We start from the raw sequence: 13,264 nt of genomic DNA on the forward strand, positions 1-13,264 counted from the left end.
TAGAACGTGTGAGTAAACGATGTTTATTAAAGGCATTAGACGTAATTATGACAAAGTTAGCCAAGATGACAGTATTGCCGATGAAGATAAGATAGATGCCTTGTTGATCAAACTGGGTGGTGAGTTTCTTGTCAGTAAGGATGACCGTGTTTATATTTTTGAAAAAGATGGTCAGACGGCCAAGTTTGATGCGAAACATGCACGGGCATTTCACTTTAAAGATTATTTGTGTAAAGACATGAATAAATTATTTCATGGGTTTTAATCAACAGCTAAATCTATTGGGCTTTTGGTGTTTGCCATGAGCCTGATGTGCTACTACCATTTGAGCTGTCGCTTAAATCTCTACTGCTACTTGATGAGCTTGAAGTAGAAATTGAATAGGATGATCGTGCTAAAGTTGATGGTCTTTCTTTAAACCATTCTTGATATTCTAATGGATAATTATGTTGATAAGGTTTGGCAATTGAATTTAACAACGCCTAGAACAAAAAATAGTATAAAGGCACAGAAAAGAATAAATATCTAAAAAGATCGCAGCAGAATTACACATAGTTATCACATGAAAAATCACCTAAGTGTAGACAAAATAAGGATTTTTTTGTAGTCTGTATTGCGATTTTTAACAAATATTAAAAAAACATGTCGAATAATATTTATTTTGCCTTAGAGAAACTTGGGCTGATTGCTCAAAAACGTGTTTTGCATATCCAATTTAGCAATCCTGATTTGACTGCTCAAGTATTCCTACAACGTATTGATGGAATGCATGAATTAAACAAAGGCATTCATTTACAATTGATTTGCTTGTCTACGTCAATGAATATTCCATTAAAGCAATTTATCGGTAGCCAAGTGGCTGTTGATATTGTGAATGATAAATCAGAAGTTAATCGAATTTCAGGGATTGTGACCCAAGCAGATGTGGGCGCGAGCGATGGTGCGCTGACGATTTACCGCCTGACAGTTGAAGACGCAACAGCACTTTGGAAGCATCGTAGAAATTCCAGAGTGTTTATGAATATGTCTGCGCTTCAAGCGGTTGAAGTTATATTTCAGGAATGGCGCGAGCGCAGCCCACTGTTTGCTTCAAGTCTGACATTGGACAAGAGTGGACTGAGCAAAGACTATGATGTGCGCCCATTCATTATGCAGGCTTCTGAAAGTGATTTTGACTTCTTGACCCGTTTGATTAGAAGTGAAGGGATTAACTGGTTGATTGATGAAGCCCAGCTTAAAGTATCGCGTTTCAGTGAACAAATCCAAGCACAAAAGCTTCGTTTGATTGACAACAATACTCAATACACCAGCTTAGAACGCAAGAATATTCGCTTTCATCGTAGCAGTCCCACCGAAAGGCAGGACAGCATTATCTCATTTATTGGACAGCGTTCTATTCAGCCTACATCAGTACATATTCAACGTTGGCAAGCCGATGTAATAGATATAGATGAAGGTGCAGGCAGCGTACAAAGTAAGCATCAACATAGTGAAAACTACGACAATGCAAGTTTAGCTCTTGAACAAGTTTGGCACTTTAGCCCAGCATGGATCCAAGACTTGAATGGAGAAGATGGTGCAACAGCATCAGGTAATCGTCAAATTGAACGTTTTAATGAAAATTTGAGTAATTACCATGATTCTCAAGCCAAACAATTTACCGCAATATCTACAGTACGTGATGCACATGTGGGTTATGTCTTTGAATTAAACGGGCATCCCGAAATTGATCAACACGATTTTTCCGACAAGCAATTCATAATCATATCGAAGCACTTTTATAATCAAAACAACCTACCTAAAGACCTAACCAATCAGGTTGAAAATTTGTTTAAGCAAAGCAATTGGCAAATAACCAATATCACGACTAACAATAGTGATGAACGCCAAGCCAATCAGTTGGTGCTACAACGCCGTAATATTGCGATCGTTCCAGAATACAATCCATTAAAACATCGTCCGATTGCATCACCCCAACGTGCCAGAGTGGTTGGACCAAGTGGAGAAGAAACCCATGTGGATGAGTGGGGACGGATCAAAGTACGTTTTCTGTTTACCCGCGATCAGGATCATAGCCACGATGGTGGTGCCGGTTCCAACGATAACGACACCGATTCAGCTTGGGTAGATGTCCTGACACCGTGGGCTGGTGAAGGCTATGGTGCACGATTCTTACCCAGGATTGGTGAGATTGTCGTGATTGATTTCTTTGATGGCAACATAGACAGGCTATTTGTGGTGGGGCGTATTCATGAAGCGCATCGCCATCCAAGTAAGTTTGATGACAAAGGTAAACTGCCTGATACCAAAAAACTGTCAGGAATAAAAAGTCGAGAGTATCAAGGTACTGGTTATAACCAACTTAGATTTGATGATAGTACTGAGCAAATCAGTAGTCAATTACAGAGCAGTCATGGGGTGAGTCAACTCAACCTCGGTAATTTAAGTCATCCCAAAGAGACAGACACCAGCAAAGGACGAGGTGAAGGCTTCGAGTTGAGAACTGACCAGTGGGGTGCAGTAAGAGCAGGACAAGGTTTACTAGTCAGTACTTATGCTCAGGATTCAGCTTCGGGCAATCACCTTGATGTGACCGCAGGCAAAAATCAGTTAGAAAGTAGTCTGAATAACTCTAAAGCATTAAGTGAAGTTGCCAAGAATCAACAGACTGATCCTTTAGAAAACTTAGATCATTTGAAATCGTTTATTTCTGCTTTGGAAAAAGATGACTCAGATGAAGCTAAGAACCAAGCTGAGGCGTTTAAACAGGCGTTAATGATATTGGCTTCACCAAACTCAATTGCGCTTACCAGTAATGAAGATATTCATCTTTCAGCAGATGGGCAAATCAGTCATACAGCAGACAATAGTATTAACCTAAGCACCCAAAAGAGCTTCTTAGCACATGCACAAAACAAGATTAGTTTGTTTGCAGCACAAGAAGGGACAAGGTTATTTGCAGGTAAAGGTAAAATTGAAATTCAAGCGCAGGGAGATGGTGCTGATGTCATTGCACGTAAAGACATTCAAATCATTTCTACAGAAGATACAGTTTATATCATTAGCCCTAAAGAGATTCGATTGGTTGGGGACACTTCTGAGGTAAGGATCAATGGTTCAGGTGTATTTGCGACGACACCAGGATTGTTTGAGGTGAAGTCGGGGCAGCAGAAGTTTGGGGGAGGACAGCGAATTAAAGCTGAAATTCCATTACTTTCTATAATGAATGAAATGAAATCTTTCACTAATAAATGGGATTTTTATAACTTGTTTTATGAAAATAATTTTTCAGAAGTGAAATATAAATTAATCAATACTAAGAATAGTACCTATATTTCAGGAAATTTAGATGAACATGGACGAACCCAACGTATAAATACAACTGAAAATGAAAATTATGACATTCTCATAGGCGTAGATGAAGAATGGACTGTTTTTGTAGATGACGAAGATTTAGAAGAAATAGAACATTTATGCAATGTTTGCTCACAAGAATATGATTTTGAGGGTGAAAATTAATTATGGATTGTTTAGCAAATATTCGTTTTTTAGATACTTTAGATCAACCTATTAATGGCTTAGTTCATCAACTATGGGTTGGTTCATCGCTCATATCAGACTATATAACTCCTGCTACTGGTGAATCCGTCTGGATTAAACGTCCAATAGGTACAATCATTGATATTCGAGTAAGAAGTATGACTTCGGGAGAATATAAGTCAAAAGTAAAAATACAGTTAGTTGGAGAAAAAACAACTTTTATTGTTCGTAGCCCGAAAGTCTTACTCAAAGGGGTGAGTCTTTCTGCTAAAGATGTTGCTTCTGGGACATATATACGGTCAACATATATTGTTGCTGAGGGTGATTATTTATCTCGAATAGCGGTTGATAACAATACAACTATTGCGGAATTGATTAGAATTAATAATCTTAAAAGTGATACAGATATTCATGCTGGGCAAGTATTGAAGATCCCTGTTAAAAAAGCTGATACACCAAAGCCACTACCTGAAAATAAGTCAGAGCCACAAGAACCAAAACCAATTCAGCAAGAAAAAACCAAGATCATAGTTGTTCAGCAGACAGATACCTTATCTTTAATAGCCAAGCTCACAGGGAATACGGTTGAAGAAATAAAAAAATTAAATAGTTTAGGTAGTGATAGATTGAGCCAAAATCAAAAGCTTAGAGTCTATGACCGTAAAGTTTCTACAATAACAAAATCTCAAGCAGAGAAGAAAAAGGAAGATAAAGGGGCTGTTAAATCACCAACAGTTAAACAAGATGCTTCAAAGAATAAAGAAAAAACACCAACGGCTAAGGTAGAAGCTGAAGCTACAGCATTGAGTTCAAAAAATTCTGCTAGAAATGAAAAAAATATTGCAACATTACATCCGCAAATACGTGAAAAAGTAAGGCAATTACTTAAACAATTATATATAGATCATAAAATTCACTTTGTTATTACTGAAGCTTACAGAACTATTGCTTATCAGGATGGTTTATATGCTATTGGTAGGACTAAGCCTGGTAAAAAAGTTACCAAAGCTAAGGGGGGAACGAGCTATCATAATTATGGTTTAGCAATTGATATTTACCCTGTTATTGATGGGAAAATTAATGTTAATGATGCTGATACACTAATTAAAGTATCTGAAACTGGGAAAAATCTAGGATTTGAATGGGGTGGCGATTGGAAAACTATAAAAGATTATCCTCATTATCAAATAACCTTTGGTAAATCTGTGAGTGCGTTATATAAATTAACAAAAGCAAATAATGATGATCCGTTATCATTAAAACTTTAAGTACTAGAGATTAAAAAATGAAAAAATTGGCTATTATTTTAAGCTGTACAAGTTTGCTGATCAGTTCTTGCTGCGCAAACAATATTTCTCAACAGAGTTTAAATAAAAAAACTAAAGTTTTAGAGGAAATTGATTTAACTGAAAAAATTCCATCTAGCCAAGGTTCTGAACTGACATTATTAAAAATTTATGATAAATGCAGATTAATTTATAATTTGTACGGTGAAACTGGTCAAGAGGAATATAATTTTTATTTTAAGAAATCAAAAATTATAAAGGCTAAATACCGTTCTTACAATTATAAAGAAAATAAAGATGGCATTATTGATCTTGCAAACTTATCTGAAAAAGATTTTATCCTTGTTAAAAATGAAAGTGCTAGTCATTCAAAATTTTATGAATTAAAAAAATATTTAAATAAAAATATTATAATTCAAAATTGCAATTAATTATGTAGATGTCTGGTTCTGAAATAAGTTTTCACTTATCTCCACAACCGCTCGATGAATTTCATCGGCCATTTTATATTTTAGTGACATATGGAGTCTACGGAATTTATAAACTTTTAATTTAGAATTAGGACTAGGATGGGGAGGAACTTGGAAGAAAAAGGATTATCCCCATTTTGAACTGAAACCTAATGGAAAGACATGGCGTGATTTAGAGCCTCAACTTTTAGCTTTGGGGATAGCAAATTATAAAAAGTTAACATTTTAATATGAGAAATATTTAATGAAATTTTTATTCACAATCATTTCCTTATCTTTATTTTCTACAAGTTGTATAGCTCAAGGTAATATTCAACATCAATATACTGGTTATGAGATTAATAATAATTTTAAAGTAATACAAAACTTTATTACTGACTATGAGGTAGAGGATGGGGGGCTGTTCTGGACAATAAAGTAAGTATATATAAACTTAATGAAAATCAGTGTGTAATTGTTGCCAAAGTTGATGGTGATTCTGGTGGTTATGGCGGTGAAGATATTTTATATTTTTATGACTCTAATTTTTTATCAGGTTATAGTCTGAACTATAGTTACACATTTCTAAATAATGAGGGTACAAAAAAATTAAATAAGCCAAACTATATGGAAGTTATAAATAATGGTGAGAATACAATATCTTTAAGAACAGACTTTATAAAGTATCTAAAGGAGTTTAATAAAAACACAATAAGTAAATGCCGCCATCATTAAAATGGTGTAAAGTGAATCCGATATATAATAAATGAAAAAATTGCTTATTATTTTAAGCTGTACAAATTTGTTGTTCAGTTCTTACTACGCAAGCAAAATTTCTCAACAGATTTTAAATAAAACAACTAAGGTTTTAGAAAAAATTGGTTTAAATGCATTTATATGGTTTGCTTTACCACATTGACCTAGAAGAAATATATGGAAAAAATGAGTTTAAAAAAAATAGACCAAAATATTGATCAATTGTCAGAAAGGCTTTTTATCATTGAAGGTGAAGTAAGTGATTTACTGATCAGTGAAACTATGCGGAACTTAAATATCAATACGCAAAGTAGCACAGGGCCAATTGCGATTGGTTCAGCTTTGGTTAGGCAAATGGAGCATGCTGTTTTAGCAAGCTTTATTTCCATTAGAATGAGGCGAAAAATTATAAAAAGAAGAATAAGATCTAGAATTTTCGGAATGAAAAACCTCCTACAAATTGTTTTATTTATAATAGGCTCTGTTTACACACAAGAAAGTTTAGCTAATACAAAGTATGTTCATGATGAAAAGGATCGCCAATGTTTATATGTAAATAGTAATCAAAAAATTTTGTTAGCTGGTATGAATGAAAAAACCTATTTCTTCTTTACTTGTAATAAAATTATATCAACATACGATATTAATTTTTCAAAAGGGACTTACTTAATATCAGAACTTTTATTGGCTACTTCCCCTCAAGTTGATCAAAAATATATTAGAGCTATTAAGAGTGCTGATAATAAACTCTACGATGATACAAATTTTTCATCTTTGCTTTCTACTTGCATATCATTAACTAAAACTAGAAACCATAAATTAGTGAAATACCTTATTGATAAAAAAGAAAATTTAGAAAAAACATGTGACATTGATAATAGTCTTTTGTTAATCAATCAAAAAGTATTTTTATATGACAAGGTGGGAAATGATTTTAAAATGGGAAAGGCTTATCTAGTTAAAAATGACAAAGTCCACGTTAAGGATTATTTTTTTAAAAATAATGAGTTATGGCTGTATGTTGATTACAATAATTCTGTAAAAAAATGGATTCCAAGTAAGTCAGTGAATTTATAAAGGATCCTATACCTATTACTTAAAAGATTATGGCTGTAAAGACATGAATAAATTATTTCATGGGTTTTGATACTCCTTGAAAATTAGTGAACTGTTCAATTGCGTTGTAAAAATGCTTTAAGCATTTGGATGAGCCCTTGATCCATATATTGATGGTGGTTAGGGCTTTCTAAAGTAATAACTTTTTATGTTGTCATTGTTTATTTTTGAAGTTCTGTTTTTGATGCGCTGTGTGTGCCACAAAATGAGAGTGAATGCCTTAACCCACTGTAAGGATACTTTCGGCGCTTGGCTAAAAACAATATAAAATAACGACTTATATCTGGATGACCTTTGTATTTTTCTAGCAAAATTATTTGACTATATACTCGTGCTTGAAGTTATATAATATAAAAAAGAAGGCTGTTTTTGCTAAGATTAATCGAGACGTATCTATGATGAAAGTACTGTCAATCTTATTCATAAGTTTAGTTTGTTCAATGGGGATTTTAGCTCAACAGCCAAATCTTGTGCCTCATCAGGTAAACTTAAAAAATGGGAAGCGCTTTTCTTTAAATTTTCCAGCAAATTATGAAATTATTCCTGCGGCTGAGGGTTTAAAACGAGTTCGTTTTTTTAGCAAAGCTCCCGATGGCAGAATGTTTGTAACAGATATGCACGATTTGACTGATAATAAAAAAGGCATCGTTTATATTTTGGATGAATGGAACCCTGAAACGGGGAAATTCGGCAAAATTATTCCTTATATGACGGGGTTGAAGAACCCAAACTCAGTTCAATTTTATACAGATTCTTCAGGACAAGATTGGTTGTATTTAGCGGAAACCAATCAACTGACCCGTCGAAAATTTACCAAAGGTGAAATTAAACCAACGGATAAAGCTGAGGTTTTAGTGACTTTTCCTGACTATGGTTTAAGTTATAAATATGGTGGTTGGCATCTAACGCGAACAATTGCTGTGGGTGGGAACGGGAAAATTTATGTTTCAGTCGGCTCAAGTTGCAATGCTTGTACTGAGAAAGAAAAAGTCCGAGCGACAGTTTTAGAAATGAACCCCGATGGTTCGGAACAAAAGATTTTTGCTACAGGTTTACGCAATGCAGTTGGTTTGAAATGGGTTGGTAATTTTTTATTTGCCACCAATCAAGGTGTGGACCATTTGGGTAAAAATAAGCCTGATGAAACTTTTTATGCACTCAAACGTGATGCAGATTATGGCTGGGCTTCATGTTATTCATCGAATGGAAAAATTTTGGCAGATCCAAAATTTAAACGTCCGTCAGGTTGCAAAAATGTATTGCCTCCTTATGCCTATTTCCCTGCACATTCATCTGCACTTGGTTTTGACTATTTTGATCATCCGAATACGGATGACACCATCAAAAATTCTTTTTTAGTTGCTTTACATGGTTCTACCGATGCCACAATTGGCCATGGCTATAAAATTGTGATTATGCGTAAAGGGCAAAAACTACAGACGTTTATGGATGGTTTTTTAGTGGGCAAAAATGTCTATGGTCGCCCTTGTGATATTTATCGAGTAGATGAAAATTCATTTTACTTTTCTGATGATAAGAGTGGTGTGATTTATTATGTGAGGCAGAAAGCATCTTCCTAAATTTTGAACTTTTCTAAAAATTTAGGAGTTAGTAAAAAGAGCATGGCTGGGGATACAAAATTCAGGTGAAAGTAAAAATATAAATTGTCGATAAATCTTTGGAAGCCGTACTAGATTAGCAAAGTATTCATCTATGAAAATAAAGCTAACCTATTACTATTGTTAAAGTTGTTGTAATTGACTTAATCATTTAATTCTCTAAATAAACCTACAAGGTTGTAGGTTTATTATTGTAATCAACTTTGAGAAATTACTGCGGTCTCGCCACATCACCACTTAAGCTTTCAGGTAATGCTAAAACAGTCACATCTAACTCTTCTAAGGCATCAGGACGGGCAACCACAAGCGCAATATAACCATTTTCAAATGCTGCACTGTTTACTACTTGAACACCTTTATTCAATTGTTCAGCTTGAGCAGGGGCAGGATCTGTACCTTGAATGACATGTAACCATGCTTTTGGTTTTGCCTTAAACCAGAGGCGTGCAATCACTTCCTGACCAAGATAACAGCCTTTGTCATAATTGATTCCTTCACGTTGGTGTAAGCGTAATTCTTGTGGTTGAAATACATGTTCAATTGCTTGATTTATATAAGCCTGACCAGTTTGAATTGCAGCAATTTCCCATACTGAAATATCGGTTTCTATAGCAGAAAAATCTGTCGTTGAGCCGTTCAATGTTGGAAAAACTCGTCCAGTTTCTTCAAGCTTCATTTTAGAAAAAGCGCCGTATTTTTTAATATGTTTGGCAAATTCTTCGGCTTGATCTTGAGTCGTAACAATTTCTAAATGTTCAGGATTAATTTTTTTAAGCCATAAGCCAAAATGGATACGGCCTTTAAGATCACAAATCGCAGTGTATTGGGTGATATTTTCAGCCAAAGCTTCAACGTTTACAGTCACTTGACCTTGTAGAAATTTGATTGCATCAACACCAATCAAGGTAAATGAGGAGAAAGCTAGATCGCTCATGAATTGCTCGCTTATCTTAAATCTAATACTAAAGAATTAATCTTATTTTCCGCTATTTTTCAAAAAAAAGCAGATTTAGTGCAAATATTTTAATGAAGTTGTTACTAAATATTTCCAAAACCCCTGTTTTTATATCTAAGCTTATGAAATATAAACGATTTGGGAAATGGGTTTTCGACAGTGTACTATGCCAATCATTAGACACGCAGTACAAAATGATGCAAGAGGCACAAAACTAATGAATAACAACTATCGTAAACCACTGCAAGGTACCCAGCTCGAATACTTCGATGTGCGTCAAGCCGTAGAAGACATCCAGCAAGGCGCATATGCAAAACTTCCATACACATCAAAAGTATTGGCTGAACAGCTGGTACGCCGTTGTGATCCAGCCATTCTAGAACAGTCTTTAAAAGAACTGATTAACCGTAAACAAGACCATGATTTCCCTTGGTATCCAGCACGTGTGGTATGTCACGACATCCTAGGACAGACAGCATTAGTCGACCTTGCAGGTTTGCGTGATGCGATTGCAGACCAAGGCGGTGATCCTGCTAAAGTTAACCCTGTTGTGCCAACGCAGTTGATCGTTGACCACTCTTTGGCGGTGGAATACGGTGGCTTTGACCAAGATGCATTTGAAAAAAACCGTGCTGTAGAAGACCGTCGTAATGAAGACCGGTTTCACTTTATTGAATGGACCAAAACAGCATTTGAAAATGTTGATGTTATCCCAGCTGGTAACGGTATCATGCACCAAATCAACTTGGAGAAAATGTCTCCAGTGATTCAAAACCGTGAAGGTGTCGCATTTCCAGATACTTGTGTCGGTACCGATTCACATACACCACATACAGATGCGCTGGGTGTAATTTCTATCGGTGTTGGTGGTTTGGAAGCTGAAAATGTCATGCTGGGTCGTGCATCTTGGATGCGTCTTCCAGACATTATCGGTGTGGAATTGGTGGGACAGCGCAAAGCTGGTATCACTGCAACAGATATCGTTTTAGCGTTGACAGAATTCTTGCGTAAAGAACGTGTAGTGGGCGCATATTTAGAATTCTTTGGTGAAGGTGCGGACAGTATGTCTGTAGGAGATCGCGCAACGATTTCCAATATGACTCCAGAATATGGCGCAACTGCGGCAATGTTCTATATCGATCAAAACACCATTGATTATTTAACCTTGACTGGTCGTGAAGCAGACCAGATTAAATTGGTAGAAAGTTATGCCAAAGAAATTGGTCTTTGGGCATCAGATATGCAACAAGCAGAATACCCTCGGGTACTTCGTTTCGATCTTTCAACGGTAACACGTAATATTGCAGGTCCATCAAACCCACATGCACGTGTATCCACAGCAGATTTAAAAGAGAAAGGCATTGCAGGCGTAGTTGAAAACCGTACTGATGGTTTAATGCCTGATGGTGCAATCATTATTGCCGCGATTACCTCTTGTACCAATACCTCCAACCCTCGTAATACAGTTGCCGCGGGTTTGTTGGCACGTAAAGCAAATGAATTGGGCTTAGTGCGTAAACCTTGGGTGAAATCATCATTTGCACCAGGTTCTAAAGCCGCTGCACTTTATCTTGAAGAGGCTGGTGTACTGGAAGATTTAGAAAAGCTTGGTTTTGGTATCGTGGCTTATGCATGTACGACATGTAACGGTATGTCTGGTGCTTTAGATCCAAAGATTCAACAAGAAATTATTGACCGTGATTTATATGCCACTGCGGTACTCTCAGGTAACCGTAACTTTGATGGTCGTATCCATCCTTATGCAAAACAAGCATTCTTGGCTTCACCACCATTGGTGGTGGCTTATGCAATTGCTGGCACAATTCGTTTTGATATTGAAACGGATTCATTGGGCAATGACAAAGACGGCAATCCAATTTACCTAAAAGATGTTTGGCCATCGGATGCTGAAATTGATGCATTGGTTAAAGAATCTGTAAAACCTGAACAGTTCCGTAAAGTGTATATCCCGATGTTTGATTTGGGTGTGACGGAAAAATCAGAAAGTCCATTATACGATTGGCGTCCGCAAAGTACTTATATTCGCCGTCCACCGTATTGGGAAGGGGCTTTGGCTGCACCACGTACATTGTCAAATATGCGTCCACTTGCGATTTTACCTGACAACATTACAACGGATCATTTGTCACCATCGAATGCAATTATGATGGATTCGGCAGCAGGCGAATATCTGCATAAAATGGGCGTACCTGAAGAAGACTTTAACTCGTATGCAACGCATCGTGGTGACCATTTGACCGCGCAACGTGCAACTTTTGCCAACCCAAAACTGTTTAATGAAATGGTGGTTCGTTCAGACGGTACCATTAAGCAAGGTTCTAAAGCGCGTGTTGAGCCAGAAGGCGAAGTGATGCGTATGTGGGAAGCGATTGAGATTTATATGAATCGTAAGCAACCACTGATCATCATTGCTGGTAAGGATTATGGTCAAGGCTCCAGCCGTGACTGGGCTGCGAAAGGTGTTCGTCTTGCTGGGGTTGAAGCGATTGTGGCAGAAGGCTTTGAGCGTATCCACCGTACTAACCTTGTTGGTATGGGCGTGTTACCACTTGAGTTTAAAGCGGGCACCGACCGTAAAACCTTAAAGCTTGATGGTACTGAGCTGTATAGTGTGATTGGTAATATTGCACCACGTACAGACTTAACTTTGGTGATTGAGCGTGCTACGGTTGATGGTAAGAGTGAAGTGATTGAAGTTCCTGTAACTTGTCGTTTGGATACTGAAGAAGAAGTGCATGTGTATGAAGCGGGTGGGGTATTACAACGCTTTGCACAGGATTTCTTGGAAGGGCAAGTGGCTTGATTGAGTTCTACTCTTTAAATCCTCCCCAACCCTCCTTTGAAAAAGGAGGGAGTTCTTCTCTTTTAAAAAGAAGATTAATTAAGGATTAAAAGTAATTGATAGTGTTGTAAAAAGACCCTACTGTTAAGTGGGGTTTTTATTTGGGGAATAAAATGTCTTTATTACGAAAAACTCAAAGTGATACTGTAAATTCTGATGAACCAATCACAGCTGAACGCCTTTTAAATGTATTGTCACAGATGCCTGATGATTTTTATGAGGAAGAAAGAACAGATGAGCCACCTCAAGAAAGAGAAGAGCTTTAAATGGTTTGCGCTATTTAATGATTAAGCAGTAGCTCTCAAAAAACCTATTAATTTCTCTCTTGAAATCATTTCTTGCAAAAATGACACCATCATTTTTAGAAATAGACAGTAGACATACATCAAAATATGGCTATACTTTATTCACCATTTCTAAAACCTATGGAGAACAAAAATGGTTACTGCTGGCGAAAAACCCGGAACAGGCTTCTATTTTTGTGTCCAATGCGGACATCGCACTTACTTAGAAATTGGTACAGATCGTTTACCCCAGTGTACCAAATGCCTTGGCAATCAATTTAAAAAATAAGATTGCTAAGCCGCACAGATAAAACAGATACTCCCTGTTTTAAACAAAAGCCCTATCCAGTGATAGGGCTTTTTGTTAATTTAAGAATAGTTCAAAGGATAACGAGA

The 13,264-nt window shown here is 36.5% G+C and carries 10 protein-coding genes and 1 pseudogene; 10 read left to right on the plus strand and 1 reads right to left on the minus strand.

What is annotated here, in order from left to right; all coding sequences use genetic code 11:
* The first annotated feature begins 19 nt into the window (after positions 1–19).
* The 7 genes and pseudogenes from AC07U8_RS03705 to AC07U8_RS03735 all read left to right on the plus strand — a co-directional run bounded on the left by AC07U8_RS03705 (position 20) and on the right by AC07U8_RS03735 (position 8,727).
* Positions 20–265: a hypothetical protein gene (locus tag AC07U8_RS03705; protein ID WP_004722984.1), complete on the plus strand. Its 246-nt coding sequence runs from the start codon at positions 20–22 to the stop codon at positions 263–265.
* Between the two features lie 377 nt (positions 266–642).
* A complete protein-coding gene (locus AC07U8_RS03710; protein WP_494737354.1) occupies positions 643–3,519 on the plus strand; it encodes a type VI secretion system Vgr family protein in 2,877 nt (958 codons plus the stop codon).
* A gap of 2 nt (positions 3,520–3,521) precedes the next feature.
* Entirely contained in the window at positions 3,522–4,808 is a 1,287-nt protein-coding gene (locus AC07U8_RS03715) for a LysM peptidoglycan-binding domain-containing protein (RefSeq protein ID WP_494737355.1), read from the plus strand.
* A 17-nt stretch (positions 4,809–4,825) separates the two neighbouring features.
* Positions 4,826–5,257 (plus strand): hypothetical protein, encoded by a 432-nt coding sequence (locus AC07U8_RS03720; protein ID WP_494737356.1) that lies wholly within the window; start codon positions 4,826–4,828, stop codon positions 5,255–5,257.
* Positions 5,258–5,384: 127 nt separating this feature from the next.
* Positions 5,385–5,525: pseudogene (locus AC07U8_RS03725) on the plus strand (peptidoglycan with LysM domain protein); the annotation flags it as partial.
* A 692-nt stretch (positions 5,526–6,217) separates the two neighbouring features.
* Positions 6,218–7,108 (plus strand): hypothetical protein, encoded by an 891-nt coding sequence (locus tag AC07U8_RS03730; protein WP_494738576.1) that lies wholly within the window; start codon positions 6,218–6,220, stop codon positions 7,106–7,108.
* Between the two features lie 434 nt (positions 7,109–7,542).
* The gene (locus tag AC07U8_RS03735) at positions 7,543–8,727 is read left to right on the plus strand and encodes a PQQ-dependent sugar dehydrogenase (RefSeq protein WP_494737357.1); all 1,185 of its coding nucleotides are present in this window, start codon (positions 7,543–7,545) and stop codon (positions 8,725–8,727) included.
* 250 nt (positions 8,728–8,977) lie between these two features.
* Here AC07U8_RS03735 and ygfZ read toward each other — a convergent pair whose 3' ends face one another.
* The gene (ygfZ, locus tag AC07U8_RS03740; RefSeq protein ID WP_494737358.1) at positions 8,978–9,700 is read right to left on the minus strand and encodes a CAF17-like 4Fe-4S cluster assembly/insertion protein YgfZ; all 723 of its coding nucleotides are present in this window, start codon (positions 9,698–9,700) and stop codon (positions 8,978–8,980) included.
* 238 nt (positions 9,701–9,938) lie between these two features.
* Between ygfZ and acnD the strand changes: the two genes are divergently transcribed.
* The 3 genes from acnD to AC07U8_RS03755 all read left to right on the plus strand — a co-directional run bounded on the left by acnD (position 9,939) and on the right by AC07U8_RS03755 (position 13,157).
* Positions 9,939–12,545: a Fe/S-dependent 2-methylisocitrate dehydratase AcnD gene (gene acnD / locus AC07U8_RS03745; RefSeq protein WP_494737359.1), complete on the plus strand. Its 2,607-nt coding sequence runs from the start codon at positions 9,939–9,941 to the stop codon at positions 12,543–12,545.
* Between the two features lie 152 nt (positions 12,546–12,697).
* The gene (locus AC07U8_RS03750; protein ID WP_167468928.1) at positions 12,698–12,850 is read left to right on the plus strand and encodes a hypothetical protein; all 153 of its coding nucleotides are present in this window, start codon (positions 12,698–12,700) and stop codon (positions 12,848–12,850) included.
* Positions 12,851–13,022: 172 nt separating this feature from the next.
* Positions 13,023–13,157 carry a zinc ribbon-containing protein gene (locus AC07U8_RS03755; RefSeq protein WP_004722968.1) on the plus strand — a complete coding sequence of 45 codons (135 nt, stop codon included), beginning with the start codon at positions 13,023–13,025 and terminating at the stop codon, positions 13,155–13,157.
* The last annotated feature ends 107 nt before the right edge of the window (positions 13,158–13,264 follow it).

It is taken from the genome of Acinetobacter sp. GW821-FHT01E09, assembly GCF_059422385.1.

Excerpts from the sequence above, each read along its gene's own strand:
- AC07U8_RS03705 (WP_004722984.1), top strand. The coding sequence starts at position 20 with ATGTTTATTAAAGGCATTAGACGTAATTATGACAAAGTTAGCCAAGAT.
- AC07U8_RS03710 (WP_494737354.1), top strand. The coding sequence starts at position 643 with ATGTCGAATAATATTTATTTTGCCTTAGAGAAACTTGGGCTGATTGCT.
- AC07U8_RS03715 (WP_494737355.1), top strand. The coding sequence starts at position 3,522 with ATGGATTGTTTAGCAAATATTCGTTTTTTAGATACTTTAGATCAACCT.
- AC07U8_RS03720 (WP_494737356.1), top strand. The coding sequence starts at position 4,826 with ATGAAAAAATTGGCTATTATTTTAAGCTGTACAAGTTTGCTGATCAGT.
- AC07U8_RS03730 (WP_494738576.1), top strand. The coding sequence starts at position 6,218 with ATGAGTTTAAAAAAAATAGACCAAAATATTGATCAATTGTCAGAAAGG.
- AC07U8_RS03735 (WP_494737357.1), top strand. The coding sequence starts at position 7,543 with ATGATGAAAGTACTGTCAATCTTATTCATAAGTTTAGTTTGTTCAATG.
- ygfZ (WP_494737358.1), bottom strand. The coding sequence starts at position 9,700 with ATGAGCGATCTAGCTTTCTCCTCATTTACCTTGATTGGTGTTGATGCA.
- acnD (WP_494737359.1), top strand. The coding sequence starts at position 9,939 with ATGAATAACAACTATCGTAAACCACTGCAAGGTACCCAGCTCGAATAC.
- AC07U8_RS03750 (WP_167468928.1), top strand. The coding sequence starts at position 12,698 with ATGTCTTTATTACGAAAAACTCAAAGTGATACTGTAAATTCTGATGAA.
- AC07U8_RS03755 (WP_004722968.1), top strand. The coding sequence starts at position 13,023 with ATGGTTACTGCTGGCGAAAAACCCGGAACAGGCTTCTATTTTTGTGTC.